At 60.3% G+C, this 17708-nt stretch carries 13 protein-coding genes; 9 read left to right on the top strand and 4 right to left on the bottom strand.

All coding sequences use genetic code 11. The features are described 5' to 3' along the window. Positions 1-2: 2 nt before the first annotated feature. Positions 3-1577, bottom strand: a complete 1575-nt coding sequence (gene nikA / locus RGV06_RS04425; protein WP_019822400.1) for a nickel ABC transporter substrate-binding protein — start codon at positions 1575-1577, stop codon at positions 3-5. 90 nt (positions 1578-1667) lie between these two features. On the opposite strand from nikA, the gene nikR reads away from it, so the two are divergent. Beyond that, positions 1668-2099 carry a nickel-responsive transcriptional regulator NikR gene (gene nikR / locus RGV06_RS04420; protein WP_322149475.1) on the top strand — a complete coding sequence of 144 codons (432 nt, stop codon included), beginning with the start codon at positions 1668-1670 and terminating at the stop codon, positions 2097-2099. On the opposite strand, the gene RGV06_RS04415 is transcribed toward nikR, so the two are convergent. Both RGV06_RS04415 and mhpT read right to left on the bottom strand, forming a co-directional pair. Next, the gene (locus RGV06_RS04415; RefSeq protein WP_019822406.1) at positions 2050-3351 is read right to left on the bottom strand and encodes an MFS transporter; all 1302 of its coding nucleotides are present in this window, start codon (positions 3349-3351) and stop codon (positions 2050-2052) included. The genes nikR and RGV06_RS04415 overlap by 50 nt on opposite strands. Before the next feature lie 160 nt (positions 3352-3511). After that, the gene (gene mhpT / locus RGV06_RS04410) at positions 3512-4732 is read right to left on the bottom strand and encodes a 3-(3-hydroxy-phenyl)propionate transporter MhpT (protein WP_322149474.1); all 1221 of its coding nucleotides are present in this window, start codon (positions 4730-4732) and stop codon (positions 3512-3514) included. Positions 4733-5030: 298 nt separating this feature from the next. Between mhpT and RGV06_RS04405 the strand changes: the two genes are divergently transcribed. Beyond that, positions 5031-6299 (top strand): OprD family porin, encoded by a 1269-nt coding sequence (locus RGV06_RS04405; protein WP_322149473.1) that lies wholly within the window; start codon positions 5031-5033, stop codon positions 6297-6299. A gap of 218 nt (positions 6300-6517) precedes the next feature. On the opposite strand, the gene RGV06_RS04400 is transcribed toward RGV06_RS04405, so the two are convergent. Next, on the bottom strand, positions 6518-7006 hold the full coding sequence (locus RGV06_RS04400) for a MarR family winged helix-turn-helix transcriptional regulator (protein WP_322149472.1): 489 nt from the start codon (positions 7004-7006) through the stop codon (positions 6518-6520). A gap of 201 nt (positions 7007-7207) precedes the next feature. On the opposite strand from RGV06_RS04400, the gene RGV06_RS04395 reads away from it, so the two are divergent. The 7 genes from RGV06_RS04395 to RGV06_RS04365 all read left to right on the top strand — a co-directional run bounded on the left by RGV06_RS04395 (position 7208) and on the right by RGV06_RS04365 (position 17675). Continuing rightward, a complete protein-coding gene (locus RGV06_RS04395) occupies positions 7208-8038 on the top strand; it encodes a p-hydroxycinnamoyl CoA hydratase/lyase (RefSeq protein ID WP_019822412.1) in 831 nt (276 codons plus the stop codon). Between the two features lie 72 nt (positions 8039-8110). Further along, positions 8111-9559, top strand: a complete 1449-nt coding sequence (locus RGV06_RS04390) for an aldehyde dehydrogenase (RefSeq protein WP_046810618.1) — start codon at positions 8111-8113, stop codon at positions 9557-9559. Between the two features lie 97 nt (positions 9560-9656). Then, complete coding sequence (locus RGV06_RS04385; RefSeq protein WP_416194551.1) at positions 9657-11540, top strand: feruloyl-CoA synthase; 1884 nt, start codon at positions 9657-9659, stop codon at positions 11538-11540. Continuing rightward, positions 11537-12778, top strand: a complete 1242-nt coding sequence (locus RGV06_RS04380; protein WP_322149471.1) for a thiolase family protein — start codon at positions 11537-11539, stop codon at positions 12776-12778. Before RGV06_RS04385 ends, RGV06_RS04380 begins: the two co-directional genes overlap by 4 nt. Before the next feature lie 9 nt (positions 12779-12787). Beyond that, positions 12788-14545 carry an acyl-CoA dehydrogenase gene (locus RGV06_RS04375; protein WP_322149470.1) on the top strand — a complete coding sequence of 586 codons (1758 nt, stop codon included), beginning with the start codon at positions 12788-12790 and terminating at the stop codon, positions 14543-14545. Between the two features lie 444 nt (positions 14546-14989). Continuing rightward, entirely contained in the window at positions 14990-16321 is a 1332-nt protein-coding gene (locus RGV06_RS04370; protein ID WP_322149469.1) for an MFS transporter, read from the top strand. 127 nt (positions 16322-16448) lie between these two features. Continuing rightward, entirely contained in the window at positions 16449-17675 is a 1227-nt protein-coding gene (locus RGV06_RS04365; protein ID WP_046810622.1) for an OprD family porin, read from the top strand. Positions 17676-17708: the final 33 nt, after the last annotated feature.

Raw genomic sequence — 17708 nt, 5'->3', positions numbered from 1 at the left:
ATTTATGGCTTCCCGGTGGTTGGGTGCATGACCTCGAACGGCACGTCAAACAACGTGCTGCCGAACTGCACGTTGTCGACGTTTTTACCGCTGACACTGATGGCCGTAAGGTGCGAGATCGGCAGGTACACGGCCTGATCGTGCAGGGTGGTGAGAATTTCGCGGTAATCTTCGGCGCGTTTTTTTTCATCCTTTTCGCCCAGTACCTCGGCGATTTTATGGTCGATGGCGTCCTTCATCGGCAGGCCGCGCTGGGCCATGTAATCCGCGTGACCTGCGTAGCGCATGGAACTGACGAATGAGTGCGGGTCGTAGGGCGCGCCCCAAGTGTCGGCGAAGATCATGCCGAACTTGCCCTCACGCTGGCGCTGGACCAGTGCGCCGTCTTCTTCAGCGCGCAATTTGACCTCGATACCGACTTTGGCCAACTCTCCCTGAATGATTTCAGCCAGGCTTTTTTGCAGGGCGCTGGGGCCCAGAAATACCAGCTCGGTGCTCAGGGGTTTGCCGTCTTTTTCGCGAATGCTCTTGCCCGCAGGGACTTTCCAGCCTGCGGCCTCAAGGGTTTTTTTCGCCTGCTCGGGATCATAGGGCAATGCCTTGAGGCCAAGATCGGCATAGGGCATGTTGCTGGCGAACAGCGCATCGGCACGGGGTTCCTGGCCATGCAGCACCTTGGCGATGATGGTGTCCTTGTCCACGGCTTGATTGATCGCCTGGCGTACCGCCAGCTCATTGGTCGGTGCCAGGCCGGTGTTCATGGCCACGGTGCGAGTGGCCAGCGGTGCGGAAATGGCAGCCTTGAAGCCCGAATCGCGCAGGCGCACAAAGGTCCCCGGAGAAATTTCGCCGTCGGCGCCCTGGATCAGATCGATTTCACCTGTTTGCAACGCGATGGCACGGCTGTCCGGGTCGGAGATGACCTTGACCAGTACCGAGTCATAGGCCGGTTTCGGCCCCCAGTAGTGCTCGTTGCGGTCGAAGCGGTCGTATTCGCCGCGCCGGGTTTGGGCAAGCACCCAAGGCCCGGTACCCACCGGCGTGCCTGGCTTGGCGTCTGGCGCGGCAAAACGCAACGGGCGTACTTGTGCCAGCTCCATCAGGGTCGGGTAATAAGGATGTTTCAGCACCAGCACCAACGTGTGCTCGTCCGGCGCTTCGACGCGCTCAAGGGTGGAGACCAGCTCCATCCACTGGTGGCGCTTACTGTTGGCCAGCACCGCATCAAGGTTGGTTTTGGCGGCACTCGCGTTGAAGGGGCTGCCATCACTGAAGGTTACGTTGTCGCGCAGGGTGAAGGTGTAGGTCTTGCCGTCCGGCGACACGGTCCAGTGAGTTGCGAGCCAGGGTTCCAGAGTGCCCTGTGCCGTGTACCGCACCAGGGGTTCATAGACCATTGCCTGGGCATACATCTGGTTGGGCGAATAGCCTCGGGGGTCTAGCGGACCAGCATTGGTCGGCCATGAATAGGTCAGCGTGGGTGCCGGGGCGGCGGCCCAGGCAGTCGAGATGCCTGCGCTCAGGCAGGCTCCAATCATCCATAAAGCCAGCTGTTTTTTAGTCCGTGACTGCTTCACACTGCTTCTCCCTCAATTGATGGCTATTGGCCTGATCAGATGCTGGGTATGAAGTCTATGTCAAAAGTTCATAACTGCGAGGCTGATTGGATGCAGAGGGTCACTATTTCGCTGGACGATGATTTGTTGGCTGCCATTGATGCGCGTGTGGGTACCCACGGCTATCAGGGGCGCTCCGAGGCCATACGTGATTTGTTGCGTGCCGGGTTGCTGGAACCGGAGCAGGGTGACCCGCAAAGTGCCTGTGTCGCGACCTTGAGCTACGTGTATGACCACGCTACGCGGGAGTTGTCCAAGCGTCTGAATACGGCCTTTCATGAGCACCATGACCTGACGCTGTCGACGCTGCATGTGCACCTGGATCAGGGCAAGTGCATGGAAGTCTCGGTGCTCAAGGGCACAGTGGGGGAGGTGACGGAGTTGGCGCGTCATGTGATGGCCGAACGCGGGGTTCGGCATGGCACTGCGCAGATTATTCCGTTGGAGTGTGGGGGGGTGAAGGCAGGCTCCCTGGCTGAGTGACCGGAGGGACTTTAACCGTGGGAGCGAGCCTGCTCGCGAAGGTCCGGGGTGGGGGGGTGTTCTGGAACAGAGGCAGCCGCCATACCAGGCGGCCCAGGGTAATGGACCAGTTGCACAAGGCAATCCCCAGGATTATCCAGAGCAGGGTGTGCATTCCGTAGTTAACGATGATCTGCCCGGCCAGCCAGGGGAAACCAAATACTCCGACAAAATACGCCAGGCTGAACAGCACCAGCGACTGTGGCGTCAGCCCGGCAGGTGCTTCGTTGGCAGCCAGGCCGTTGATTACCGAGTACGTCAGGCCGTAGCCGACCCCAAGCACAATGGCAGCCAATAAATAGGTGAACCCGGAGCTGACAAAGAACATCAGCATCAACACCGAAACCACCATCAAGGCCGTCAGCAAGCAGGACATGACATAGGGGTCGCGCCTGACAATCAACCCCGCAACCAGCAGGCGACAGGTGATTGCGGCACCCATGAAGCCCAGGAAGAAAAGTGAATAGTCCAGCTGATTGAGCGTCGCGTAGGAGGTTTGAAAACTGGACAACCCTCCGAAGATGGCACCGCCCAGGCCAACCATCATGATCGCGAACACGGCCTTGGAACGCAGTACGCGCCCAGTGGCCGGCAACGTTATTTTGCAGGCTATGACAGGGCCTAGGGTGCTGTGCTGACGCTTGATTTCAGGGCCGATGACCACAAACACCAGACCACCCAGCAGGCTGGCAAAGGCCGCCACCAGGAACGCCGACTCCACTGGATAACCCAATGCCTGGGCGGCCCGGCCGAGCAAGGGCCCGGTGCCGATGCCGGTCATCATGCTGCCCGAGAGCAAGGCGAAGTGTTTCACCCGTTGCGCGGGCTCGATGAGCATGGCCACGACGATCGGCCCCAGGGTGTAAAACACTCCCCAGCCCAACCCCAGCACCAAGCCAAAGATCAGTACTGCGGTGCCATGACCCGGCAAGGTGGCGAAACCCAGGCAGGCCGCGGCGAGCAGCAGAGCCCCGCAGGCTATGGCCCTGGGAGCGCCGAACAGGTCGGTCAGATGGCCGGAAAAAATCACGGCCATGAAGGTGCTGAGCATGGCGACCGAGATGATCGTACCCGCATCCGACTCACTGCCGCCGTGGGCACTGAGCATCATGGCCAGTAAAAAAGTGGTGCCATAAGACAACGACAACAGGTAACTGGCGAGGCAGAAGAGCCCGAAGACGCCCTTGGCCTGTTGGGGAGGAGTGGATGGCATTGCGGGTCGTCCTTGAGGTTCGATTATGGTTGTGCGGTGCATCGAACGTTAATAACAGACAACCGGTTATCTCAGGATTCAAACCTTTGAATCCTGAGATCGGCAGAACCTAAACAAACACGCTGTCGAGGCGCTCCAAGCCACAGAGCGCAGCCTTGGGTTACTGGTCAGCGGCCACAAAGCCCGGTTTCAGGCTCGCACTTTGATTGGCGCGGTTAATCACCGTGATCACCGCCAATGCCGCAATCACCAGTCCCGGAGAGGTCGCTAGCAGCACCCCGGCCGTACCTGCCCCGGCGGCGAGGATCTGACCTGCGGCCAAGGGACCTGCAACCGAACCCAGGCGCCCAATAGCGACCGCAGCGCCGACACCGGTTGCTCGTACGGCGGTCGGGTACAGCGGCGGAGCCATTGCATACAGCACCAGCTGCGCCGCCATGACGAACAGGCCCACGGCAAAGCCTGCGGTGGCCACGGGCACAATCCCTACCGAAAAGCCGATCCCGGCCAGTGATGCCAGTAGCCCGGCATAGACGCCCAGAACCACCTTGATCGGGTTGCAGCGGTCCAGCAGCAGGCCACCGAGCAAGGAGCCCAAAGCACCGCCTATGTTGAACAGCATTTGCACCATGCCCGCCTGCGGCTTGGTAAAGCCCTGGGCGAGCAGCAACGTGGGCAGCCAGTTCAGCAGCATGTACATCACGGTCAGGGTAAAGAAGTAACTGAGCCACAACGCCAGGGTCGAACGGCCACGACCTTCACCAAACAGTGCCTGGCCCGTGGACACGCGCAAGGCCTGGCTGACGTCCTGGCGGAAAACCCGGGACTCGGGCAGCAGCATGATCATCAGCGGCACCACCAGCAACGGGGCCAGTCCGCCGATGATAAAAGTGGTTTGCCAGTGGTCATGGGAGAACATCGCCACTACCGCTGCCAATGCGCCGCCCAGTGGCACGCCGCAATACATGATGCTGATCGCTGTGCCACGACGGCGTTCGTCAACCGCTTCGGCACATAAAGCGATCAGGTTGGGCAGGGCGGCGCCCAGACCAAGGCCCGTCATGAATCGCACCAGCAGCAAATGGGAGTAGCTGTCTACATAGGCGGTCAACAAGGAGAAGACGCCAAACAGGATGACCGCGCCGATCAGGATTTTTTTACGACCAATGCGGTCGGCAATCCAGCCGCCGAAGAAGGCGCCGGGCAGCAGGCCGATGATCCCGGCACTGAACACCCAGCCCATCATTTTCGGGTCCAGGGCAAAGGTTTGGCGCAGGCCTGCGGCGGCAGTGCCGGCGGCTTGCAGGTCGAACCCTTCGATAAGCGCAACGATAAAGCACAAAGCGATTGTCAGCGTCGAGCGATGCTGTGGAGTGTTCATGGACGAACCTCGTTATTGTTTTTGTAGGGGGGCTTTCTGCGAGCCAAATAAAGATTAACAAAGATAACTAAAAAAAGAAGCTGAGATTGTTATTGGCTTCAAGATGAGATTTAAGGTGTTTAAGACAGGCTTTTAGCCCGTATCTGCCAGTGATAATCAAAACTAGATAAGAAACATAATGTTCGATTATCGGTCATTTATGATTGACGTTGCTTTGAGTTGTTTCCATTCTCTGGCTCAGGAAACGCCATGAGAGCGTTCTGGTTCTGTCAAAAAAAACAATAAATGGACATTCAATATGCATACGCTCAACCAAGGCGCCCTGCGCTTGTTCCCGCTTTCGTGCATTGCCCTGTGCCTGCTCACGCCCCAGGTGTGGGCTCAGGGATTTATCGAAGACAGCCACGGCACCCTGACCCTGCGCAATTACTACATGGACCGTGATTACAAGGACGATGGCGCCAAGACCGCTGCGCGGGAATGGGCTCAGGGCTTCATTGCCAACATGGAGTCGGGCTTTACCGAAGGGACGGTTGGCTTCGGACTTGATGTGCGCGGTCTGCACTCGTCGCCTGACCGCAGCGGCACCGAACTGCTGCCGGTCAACAGCGACAAACAGGCGGCGGATGAGTACTCGCGACTGGCTTTCACCGGCAAGTTGCGTGTGAGCCAGACCACGCTCAAGACCGGTGATGTCTCGATCTTTCTGCCGTTTGCCTTTGCCAGCCCGTCGCGGCTATTACCCCAGACTTTTCGCGGAACCATCGTCAGCTCGAAGGAGATTGACGGCCTGACCTTCAACACCGGTTATATCGACGCGATCAACAAACGTGACTCCACCAACTACCAGGCCATGACCATCGCGTCCCCCAATGGCCGATTCAAGGGCTCGGCCGAAACCTCGCACCTGGCTTACGGCGGCGGTGATTATCAGGTCAACAAAAACCTGAGCCTGCGTGCCTACCATGTCGAGGTGGCGGATTTGTACAAGCAAAGCACCTTGGCATTGCTGCATGACCTGCCCTTGGGTGACGGCGTGCTGACCACCGACCTGCGCAGTTTTTTCAGTGATGAGGCGGGCAGTGCCAAAGCAGGCAAGGTCGACAACATCAACGCATCGGCGCTCTTGGGTTATCGATTGGGGGGGCATCGTTTAAGCGTGGGCTATATGCATTCCAGCGGTGATACGGCAACGCCATATATCTCCGGCACAGAGCTGATGGGCATGAGCGAAATGACCATGAGTTCGGACTTTCTCAATGCCAAGGAGCGCACCTGGCAGGCCATTTACGACTACGACTTCACGGCGGTGGGGGTGGTGGGATTGAAAGGGCGGTTGCGTTATGTGCGCGGTGACAATATCGAACTAGCGTCCTTGAATGCGGATGATCGCAAGGAGCGCGAGTTTCAGATGGAGCTGGGGTACGTGATCCAGAGCGGGCCGCTGAAAAACCTGGGTCTTTTGGCGAGGGAGTCTATTTACCGAAACGACTTCCCGACAGGTGCGGCCTTTCGCGATGAAAACCAGACCCGCTTTCTGGCCATCTATACCTTGCCGATCTGGTAGGGGCGGTTTTGCGACCGCTGCGCGCTCGATCGTAGCCTCGTTCTACTCGTCAACTGCTACGCAGCGTTCGTAGCAGCTGACGAGCCGTGCGAAGCAGTCGTGAAACCGGCTTGCACGGTTAATCAGGCACTGCGCGTGTTGAGGTTTTGCGACCGCTGCGCGCTCGAACGTAGCCTCGTTCTACTCGTCAACTGCTACGCAGTGGCTACAGCCCCGGCTTACTCCTGATACACCTTTTTCAGCAGGCGCAGCAGTTCTTCACGCTCGGCGCTATCCAGCGCCGAGGTCGCGTCGATGTCGCTTTGGGCAGCGATGGCCTTGAGCTCTTTGAGCAGGGCTTCGCCTGTCTTGCTCAGGAATATGCCGTAGGAGCGCTTGTCGGGTTTGCAACGAACCCGTACCGCCAACGCCCGACTCTCCAGCTTGTTGAGCAATGGCACCACCTGCGGAGGCTCAATCGCCAGCGCACGGGCCAGGTCTGCCTGCATCAGGCCGGGATGCTGGTCAATGATCGCCATTGCCGAAAACTGCGCCGGGCGCAGGTCATGGGCCGACAGTCGGCTGATCAGGTTCTGGAACAGCTTGAGCTGGGCGCGACGCATGGCATAGCCGATCAGTTCGTCCAGCGCGGTGTCCAGGGGGGGCTGTACGTCCGGGCTTTCAGGCAGGGCCTCTTGGGCGACGACAGGGGTGGCTGACTTGGCCATAAATAGAGGGGTCCTTGCTCGAATGAAGTTAATAAACCTATCTAGTTTGCCGCGGTTGAAGGTTGATAGCCACCGCTGCGTTATTTTACGAGCGTTTGCTGCCAAAAAATTTGATTAATTTAATTAATGGTTAATTGACATAACTAATTTTGCCGGTTAGTTTTTACTCATCTTCATGCGAACAACAAGAGAGCAATCGCTATGAGCCAATACGAAGGCCGCTGGAAAACCGTCAAAGTCGAAATCGAAGACAGCATCGCCTGGGTGATTCTCAATCGTCCGGAAAAACGCAATGCCATGAGCCCGACCCTGAACCGTGAAATGATCGACGTGCTGGAAACCCTGGAGCAGGACCCGCAAGCTGGCGTGTTGGTGTTGACCGGTGCGGGCGATGCCTGGACGGCGGGCATGGACTTGAAAGAGTACTTTCGCGAAGTGGACGCCGGTCCCGAGATTCTTCAGGAGAAAATCCGCCGTGAAGCGTCGCAGTGGCAATGGAAGTTGCTGCGCATGTACGCCAAGCCAACGATTGCCATGGTCAATGGCTGGTGCTTTGGTGGCGGCTTCAGCCCGCTGGTGGCGTGCGACCTGGCCATCTGCGCCGACGAGGCTACGTTTGGCCTGTCGGAGATTAACTGGGGCATTCCACCGGGCAACCTGGTCAGCAAGGCAATGGCAGACACCGTAGGCCACCGCCAGTCGCTGTACTACATCATGACCGGCAAGACCTTCGACGGGCGTAAAGCCGCCGAGATGGGCCTGGTCAATGAGAGCGTGCCGCTGGCGCAGCTGCGTGAAGTCACCATTGAGCTGGCGCGCAATCTGCTGGAGAAAAACCCGGTTGTTCTGCGTGCGGCCAAGCATGGCTTCAAGCGCTGCCGCGAACTGACCTGGGAGCAGAACGAAGATTACCTGTACGCCAAACTCGACCAGTCGCGACTGCTGGACACCGAAGGCGGGCGTGAGCAGGGCATGAAGCAATTCCTCGATGACAAGAGCATCAAGCCAGGCCTGCAAGCCTACAAGCGCTAATCTCGCTGTTCAGGGTGCGCCGGTCGCACCCTGTAAATGAATTCCCGATAAAGACAATAAAGAGGAATCACCATGTTGGACGTGCCCCTGCTCATCGGCGGAAAGTCGTGCCCGGCCCGTGATGGCCGAACGTTCGAGCGCTGCAACCCGGTGACGGGTGAGGTGGTGTCACGCGTGGCCGCCGCCACTCTGGAAGATGCCGATGCCGCAGTTGCCGCGGCTCAGGCTGCTTTTCCTGCCTGGGCTGCGCTGGCGCCCAATGAACGACGTACGCGGCTGCTCGCTGCTGCCGAGTTGATGCAGGCACGGGCGAGCGAGTTTATCGAGGCGGCGGGCGAAACCGGGGCTATGGCCAACTGGTATGGGTTCAACGTCAAGCTGGCGGCCGGCATGCTTCGTGAGGCCGCCTCCATGACCACCCAGATCAACGGCGAAGTGATCCCTTCCGATGTGCCCGGCAGTTTTGCGATGGCCTTGCGTCAACCCTGTGGCGTGATCCTGGGCATCGCGCCCTGGAATGCCCCGGTGATTCTTGCCACCCGTGCGCTGGCCATGCCGCTGGCGTGCGGCAACACCGTGGTGCTCAAGGCTTCCGAGCTGAGCCCGGCCGTTCACCGGTTGATTGGCCAGGTGTTGCAGGATGCGGGACTGGGCGATGGCGTGGTCAACGTCATCAGCAATGCTCCGGCAGATGCACCGGCGATTGTGGAGCGACTGATCGCCAATCCGGCGGTGCGCCGGGTCAACTTTACCGGCTCAACCCACGTGGGGCGCATTGTTGCCGAACTGGCAGCCCGTCACCTCAAGCCGGCCCTTCTGGAGCTGGGGGGCAAGGCGCCGTTTCTGGTGCTGGACGACGCTGACCTTGACGCCGCAGTCGACGCCGCAGCCTTTGGCGCTTACTTCAATCAGGGCCAGATCTGCATGTCCACCGAGCGGCTGATCGTGGACAACAAGGTGGCTGATGCCTTTATCGACAAGCTGGCGGCCAAGGTTGCCACCTTGCGCGCAGGTAACCCTCAGGCGGACGGCTCGGTACTCGGCTCTCTGGTGGATGCCAGCGCCGGTGTGCGGATCAAGGCACTGATCGACGATGCGGTCGGCAAAGGCGCGCGGCTGGTGGTGGGCGGTCAGGTCGAGGGCAGCATCATGCAACCGGCGTTGCTCGATGGCGTAACCCCGAGCATGCGCCTGTACCGCGAAGAGTCCTTTGGCCCGGTTGCCGTGCTGCTGCGCGGTGACGGTGATGAGGCCTTGCTGAGCCTGGCCAACGATTCGGAGTTCGGTTTGTCGGCGGCGATTTTCAGTCGCGACACCGGGCGTGCCCTGGCGCTGGCCCAGCGGGTCGAATCGGGCATTTGCCATATCAACGGCCCTACGGTTCACGACGAAGCACAAATGCCTTTCGGTGGGGTCAAGTCCAGCGGATACGGCAGTTTTGGCGGCAAGGCGTCGATCGAGCAATTCACCCAGTTGCGATGGATCACCTTGCAGAACGGGCCGCGCCACTACCCGATCTGATCGTCTGCACAAGGCATAACAATAACAAGGAGCCATGCCTGCGCCATGCCGCTTAAGTGTCGGACGGGCAGCGCATGCCTTGATGGAGGAGCATGACGTGAGTTTCGAATTCAATTCCCCGGCCAAGTCCCCTACACCGACGCCACGTTATCGCGAGGTGGCCATCGGTCACCCGGCGGTCGAAGTGCTGGAGGTCGGCGGCATCTTGCACATGCGCTCCCTGGAAACCCTGGAGCCGATGCCCGAACGCTTGCTTGATCGCCTTGAGCATTGGGCGCGAATCCGTCCCGAGCAGACCTTTATCGCCGCACGGGACAGTGACGGCCAATGGCGTCGCATCAGCTATGCCCAGATGCTGGAAGACGTTCGCGCCATTGCACAAAGCCTGCTGGCCTATGGCCTGGGAGCAGAGCGTCCGCTGGCGATCCTGTCGGGCAACGATATTGAGCATTTGCAGATGGCGTTGGGGGCGATGTACGCCGGTATTCCTTACTGTCCGGTTTCGCCTGCCTATTCGTTGCTGTCCCAGGATTTTGCCAAATTGCGCCATGTCTGCGACCTGTTGCAGCCGGGCCTGATCTTTGTCAGTGACGCGGCGGTTTATCAGCGTGCCGTGGACGCGGTATTGCCCGCAGACACGCCATTGGTAGCGGTACGCGGCGAGATGGCGGAGCGGCCCCAGGTGAGCTTTGCCAGTTTGCTGGAGCAGCCGGGCGGCGCCGAGGCCCAGGCTGCGTTCATGGCGTCAGGCCCGGACAGCATCGCCAAATTTCTCTTCACTTCAGGCTCGACCAAGCTGCCCAAAGCGGTGATTACCACCCAGCGCATGCTTTGTGCCAATCAACAAATGCTGTTGCAGACCTTTCCGGTATTTGCCGAAGAACCCCCGGTGCTGGTGGACTGGCTGCCCTGGAACCACACGTTTGGCGGCAGCCATAACCTCGGGATCGTCCTGTACAACGGCGGTACGCTGTACCTGGATGGCGGTAAACCAACGGCTCAGGGCTTTGCCGAAACCCTGCGCAACCTCAAGGAAATCTCGCCTACTGCCTACCTCACCGTGCCTAAAGGCTGGGAAGAACTGGTCACGGCGCTGGAAACCGACAGCGAGTTGCGCGAGCGTTTTTTTGCCCGCATCAAACTGTTCTTTTTCGCCGCGGCGGGCCTTTCGCAAAGTATCTGGGACCGCCTCGACCGGGTTGCCGAGCAACACTGTGGCGAACGCATCCGGATGATGGCCGGGCTGGGCATGACCGAAGCCTCGCCTTCATGCACCTTCACCACCGGACCGTTGTCGATGGCCGGTTACATCGGTCTGCCGGCGCCGGGCTGTGAGGTCCGTCTGGTACCGGTGGATGGCAAGCTGGAAGGGCGCTTTCGCGGCCCGCACATCATGCCCGGTTACTGGCGCGCCCCCGAGCAGAGTGCCGAGGCGTTTGATGATGAAGGCTTTTACCGCTCCGGTGACGCCATCAAGCTGGCCGATCCTTGCAACCCGCAATGGGGGTTGATGTTCGATGGACGACTGGCCGAGGACTTCAAATTGTCATCCGGGGTGTTTGTCAGCGTGGGGCCGCTGCGCAACCGGGCCGTGCTCGAAGGTTCGCCCTATGTTCAGGATCTGGTGATTGCAGCGCCGGATCGCGAATGCCTGGGGGCCCTGGTGTTTGCGCGAATGTATGAGTGCCGACAGTTATCGGGTTTGCCCGCCGATGCCAGTGAGGCGCAAGTGTTGGCCAGTGAGCCGGTGCGCCAGTGGTTTGCGGACTGGTTGCAGCGGCTCAATCTTCAGGCCAGTGGCAATGCCAGTCGTCTGGAATGGATCGCGCTGCAGGATGAGGCTGCGTCGATCGATCGCGGTGAAATCACCGACAAGGGTTCGATCAATCAGCGTGCAGTGCTGCAATGGCGAGCGGCGCATGTGGAAGCGCTATATCGCGGGCAGGCGCCTTCGATCCTGCGTGCTGGCAAGCCGTCGTGAGCCCTGGGGGGCAGTACTCGGCATTCACCGATGTCGCCATTCTTGAGGCGGTTCGTACACCGTGGGTCGACCTGCGCGGGGCATTGGCCCAGGTTTCACCGATCGACATGGGGATCAAGGTCGCCCGTGAAGTACTGGCCCGCGCCGGGCTGGACGGGGGGGCAGTGGACTCGGTACTGGCGGGTTCAATGGCCCAGGCCAGTTTCGATGCGTACATGTTGCCGCGCCATATGGGCCTTTACAGTGGCGTGGCACAACAGGTGCCTGCCCTGGCGGTACAACGGATTTGCGCCACCGGGTTTGAACTGCTGCGCCAGGCTGCCGGGCAGCTGCAGGACGGCATGGAACTGGCGCTGTGCGTGGGCACTGAGTCCATGTCCCGTAACCCGATTGCCGGCTACACCCATCGCGGTGGATTCCGCCTGGGGGCGCCGGTCGAGTTCAAGGATTTTCTCTGGGAGGCACTGTACGACCCGGCTCCCGGCGTGGACATGATCGCCACGGCGGAAAACCTGGCCACGGAGTACGGCCTGAGCCGTGAGGCGGTGGACCGATATGCCCTGAACAGTCACCAGCAGGCACTTCACGCACAGATCAGCGGCTGGCTGGCAGGTGAGATCGTCACCCTGCGCAATGAAGTGTTTGAGCTGGAGGGCTACCAGCCGAGGGGTATCAGCCTGCCGCGTGGATGTGAGTCGGTCAGCCTCGACAGTCATCCGCGTTCCACCGACGCCGCAGCCCTGGCCAGGCTTGGGGCCATTCACCCGGGTGGTGTGCAGACGGCGGGTAATAGTTGCGCAGTGGTGGATGGCGCCGCTGCTGCGCTGGTCGCCCGTGCATCGGTGGGGCAGCCGGCCCTGGCCACTCTGCTGGCGACGGCGGTGGTCGGCGTAGCGCCGCAATTGATGGGGATAGGTCCGGTGCCTGCGATCCAGTTGTTGCTGCAGCGCAGCGGTTTGGCACTGGACGCGATCGATCTGTTTGAAATCAACGAGGCGCAGGGTGCACAGGTTCTGGCCGTGGCTCAGGTGCTGGAACTCGACCTGCAAAAACTCAATTGCCGTGGCGGCTCCATTGCCCTGGGGCATCCCTTGGCCGCCACCGGATTGCGTCTGGTGTTGACCCTGGCGCGGCAACTGCGCGAACAGAACCTGCGTTATGGCATTGCCGCTGCGTGTGTCGGGGGTGGCCAGGGCATGGCGGTACTGATCGAGAATCCGCATTTTTCCACGATTTGAGGTTTTCCCATGTGGCAATACCAGGCGCCGCTGCGCGACATGCAATTTGTGATTGAACACTGGCTTGAGGCCCCGCAGGCCTGGGCGCAGACAGAGCGGTTCCAGGGGCTGGACCTGGCGCTGGCCCGCCAGGTGCTCGAAGAAGCCGGGCGGTTCAGCGCCCAGGTGCTTGCGCCGATCAACAGCAGTGGCGACCGCCAGGGATGTAGTTTCGACGCGGGCCGGGTGACGACGCCCGCCGGATTTGTCGAGGCGTATCGCGCCTACACCGAAGGCGGGTGGTCAGCCCTGGCGTGCGATGAGGCCTACGGCGGGCAGGGCTTGCCGCAGCTGCTCGACGCGGCGCTGCAGGAAATGCTCTATGCCAGCAATCATGGCTGGGCCATGTACACCGGCATCGCCCATGGTGCCTACCTGTGCCTCAAGGCCCATGCCCCGCAGTGGATCAAGGCGCGTTATTTGCCGCAGATTGTCAGCGGTGAAGTCTTGCCCACCATGTGCCTGACCGAGCCGCAGGCAGGCAGCGACGTCGGCCTGCTGCGCTGTCGTGCCGAGCCGCAAGACGACGGCAGTTATCGTGTGAGCGGCAGCAAACTGTTTATTTCTGGCGGCGAACACGACCTGAGCGCAAATATCCTGCATCTGGTGTTGGCACGACTGCCCGGTGCGCCTGTTGGCAGCCGGGGCATTTCGCTGTTTCTGGTGCCCAAGCTGCTGGACCACCATCAGGTCAACACCGTGCGTTGCGATGGTATCGAACACAAAATGGGGATCAAGGGCAGCGCGACCTGTTCGCTGGTGTTCGAGCAGGCACAAGGCTGGCTGATTGGCGAGGCTAATCGCGGCCTGGCGGCGATGTTCGTGATGATGAACTCGGCGCGGCTGCACGTGGGTCTGCAGGGGCTGGGGCACGCCGAAGCGGCGTGGCAGAACGCGCGTGACTATGCCCTGGAACGCAAGCAGATGCGTGCGCCGGTGCGGCCTGTAGGCGTCAGTGCCGACGCCGCCGACCCGATCCATTTTCACCCGGCCATGCGCCGCACCTTGCTGGAGTTGCGCGCCTGCACCGAGGGGATGCGGGCCGTGGGCTATTGGGTGGCGCATCTGCTCGATGAGGCTGAGCACCAAGAGAGTCCGGCCGAGCGACAGCGCGCCCTGCAACTGGCAGAACTGCTGACGCCCGTGATCAAGGCATTTTTCACCGACCAGGGGTTTCGCCAGGCCAGCAACGCTTTGCAGGTGTTCGGCGGTTACGGCTATGTCAGCGAGTTCGCGATCGAGCAAACCCTGCGCGACAGCCGGATCGCGATGATTTATGAAGGCAGCAACGAGATCCAGGCCAATGACTTGCTGTTGCGCAAAGTACTGGGCGATGACGGCCGGGCGTTTGCCGAGTTGCTGGCGGTGATGCGCCAGGAGTCCGCGCTGGCTTTGGAGGTCTCGGAGTGTGCCGGTTTTGGCACTGAGCTGGAGCGACTGTGCGACAAGCTTGAAGCGTTGGTGGGCGCAGTTCGTGAGCGCGCTGGCGAAGAGGTCGAGTACCCCTATCGGGTTGCCGGGGACTTTTTGCGGTTGTGCGGGGTGGCCCTGCTGGGGTTTGCCTGGGTACGAGGGGCGCGGGTGTCCCGTTTGCTGCCCGACAGCGACCCTGTACGCGCCGGCAAGCTACAAACTGCGCAGTTCTTTTTTGCCTATCTATTGCCAGAAGCCGACTACCGAATCGCCTCCATTCGTGGCGCACAGGCGAGCCTGGCGTTTGTCGAGTGATACCCGGAAAACACTGCTTCAGTGGATCCAATAAATCGATTTTCAAGTGACTAATACTGGGTTCGTGGCCAGACAGGATTTCTGGCTACGAGATTGGTCGATAATCGAACGCTAAAGTGTAGAGGGTCTTTTTAATCCAAGGTATTGTATTTAAAGGAAAAAAATATTATCCCTGCGCCGGTTTCAGGATCTGAGGGCAGGGGTTCTTGAGATTGTGACAATCCATCATATTGCCTGTGGATCCATTAACGGGTTGACTAGCGCCCTGGCGATGGCTGGATTCCTTCCTGACCGTCGCCCATAAAAATTACAAAAAAAGGGTCTCGTCATGAAAGGCTTATCCAGAGCACAGAACTGTCAGGGTTCTGTCCGCTTTATGTCTGCGCGCACTGCCGTGTTTTGCGTTTGCCTTGTCCGGGTCGCTTGCGACAGGCAGGTGCAATGATGGATATCGATCTGAAAGCTCGCGTGGATAACGGTCCGATGGTGCGCTTCCAGTGGCTCGCCATCGGGATCTGCATCGTGTTGAACATGATCGATGGCTTTGATGTGTTGGTAATGGCGTTCACGGCGGCTTCAGTGTCGGCGGAGTGGGCCCTAAGTGGAGCGCAAATCGGCATGTTGCTCAGTGCCGGGCTGTTTGGCATGGCGGCGGGTTCACTGTTTCTTGCGCCCTGGGCGGACCGCATCGGTCGACGCCCATTGATCCTGTTGTGCCTGGTGGTGAGCGGCACGGGCATGCTGCTTTCGGCGCTGAGCCAGACCCCATTGCAGCTGGCGCTGTTGCGCGGGCTTACGGGGCTGGGGATTGGCGGGATTCTGGCCAGCAGCAACGTGATTGCCAGCGAGTACGCCAGCAAGCGCTGGCGCGGCCTGGCAGTGAGTCTGCAATCCACCGGCTATGCTTTGGGCGCGACACTGGGCGGCTTGCTGGCGGTCTGGTTGTTGACGCATTGGGGCTGGCGTTCGGTGTTTGTCTTCGGCGGGGTTGTGACCTTTGCGGTGATCCCGCTGGTGTTGCTGTGGCTGCCCGAGTCGCTGGACTTTTTGCTTGCGCGCCGCCCGGCCACGGCCTTACAGCGCATCAATAACCTGGCCCGGCGCCTGGGTCAGCCGGTCTTGAGCCAAATGCCCCCTGTCGTGGCGAGCACGGCAGGATCCAGTTCAAGCCTGACCAAGCTGTTGGCGCCTGCCATGCGCCGCACCACGCTGCTGATCTGGTTGTTGTTCTTCCTGGTGATGTTCGGCTTTTACTTTGTGATGAGCTGGACGCCAAAACTGCTGGTGTCGGCCGGGCTTTCGGCGCAACAGGGCATTACCGGCGGCGTGCTGTTGAGCGTGGGCGGGATTTTTGGCGCGGCGCTGATCGGCGGCTTGTCATCGCGCTGGCCGCTGACCCGGGTGTTGTCGCTGTTCATGTTGATTACCGCAGGGTTGCTGGTGCTGTTTGTCGGCTCAGGGTCTTCGGTCATGGCCGCGCTTGGGCTTGGATTGCTGATTGGGCTGTTTTCCAACGGTTGCGTTGCCGGGCTCTATGCATTGTCGCCAGTGGTGTATGACGCATCCGTACGAGCGACGGGCGTGGGCTGGGGGATCGGCATTGGTCGTATCGGCGCGATCCTGTCGCCCATTGTGGCCGGTTTTCTGCTGGATGCCGGCTGGCAGCCCTTGCACCTGTATGGCGTGTTTGCCATCGTCTTCGTGATCGCGGCCGGTTGCTTGCTGCTGCTCAAGCCGTCGACTTCGCAGGCACAACCGGCGTTCGCCCAGGCCTGATTCAACTTTCTGATCAATGCCCGGCCTGGCCGGGCGAATACCCTTATCTATCTATCTATCTATCTGTCTGGGCGGGCTGTATCAGCTGCGGGGAGCGGCTGCGCCCAACAATCGGAGAACAATAATAATGAAGATGCTTACAGGTTTGCTGTCGTTGTCGGTGTGTGCCTCGGCAATGGCCCAGGATGAAGGTTTTTTTGACGGCGCGAAGGCCGATTTGATGCTGCGCAACTACTACTTCAATCGTGATTTTCGTGACCACAGCGCCGGCAAAAGCAAGGTGGATGAATGGGCGCAGGGCTTTATTCTGAAATTCAGCTCAGGCTACACCCCGGGGCCTGTGGGTTTTGGCCTGGAAGGGATTGCCATGCTTGGGGTCAAGCTCGACAGCAGTCGCGTGGCCAGTGGTTCCGAACTGCTGCCGGTGAACAGCGATGGTCGCGCGGCCGATAACTTTGGCCGGGCAGGACTGGCGGCCAAGGCGCGTTTTTCGGAAACGGAAGTGAAGGTTGGCGAACTGCTGCCGGATGTTCCGGTGCTGCGCTACGACGATGGGCGACTGCTGCCGCAGACCTTCCGTGGCGCCATGCTGGTGTCCAGGGAGATTGAAGGCCTGGGGCTGCAGGCGGGGCAATACCGGGCCGTGAGCCTGCGCAATTCTTCAGACATGCAGGATCTGGCGGCCTGGGCTGCGCCGGGCGTGACCTCCGACCGATTCAACTACGCGGGGGCTGAGTACCGTTTCAATGAGCAGCGTACCCAGGTGGGGGCGTGGCATTCGCAGTTGGCGGATATCTACCAGCAGAGCTATTTCAATCTGCTGCACAAACAGCCGGTGGGTGACTGGGTGCTGGGCGCCAATCTGGGTTACTTCATCGACAAGGACGATGGCAGCGCGCGTATCGGTCGGGTCAGCAGCCGCACGGCGTACGGATTGTTCTCCGCGGCTACGGGCGGGCACACGTTGTACCTGGGGTTGCAGCGGGTCAGCGGGGACAGCGGCTGGATGTCGGTGTACGGCAGCAGCGGGCGCACGCTGGGCAACGACATGTTCAACGGTAACTTCAGCAATGCCGACGAGCGCTCCTGGCAGGCGCGCTACGACTACAACTTTGCCGCGCTCGGGGTGCCTGGATTGCTGGCGATGGTTCGCTATGGTCATGGCGACAACGCCACTACCAAACAGGGGGCTAACGGCAAGGAATGGGAGCGCGATACCGAGGTCGGCTATACGTTCCAGAGCGGCACGCTGAAGAACCTCAGCTTGCGCGTCAACAACGCCACCAACCGTCGCAGCTTCAACAGCGACTTCGACCAGACCCGTGTGATCGTGAGTTATCCGTTGTCGATGTAGGGGCGCCTGCGATGCAGGCCGTGCGGTGTGTCT

This window comes from Pseudomonas sp. CCI3.1, assembly GCF_034313985.1.
Classification (GTDB): domain Bacteria; phylum Pseudomonadota; class Gammaproteobacteria; order Pseudomonadales; family Pseudomonadaceae; genus Aquipseudomonas; species Aquipseudomonas psychrophila.
This window is presented reverse-complemented; position numbering and strand designations above follow the sequence as displayed.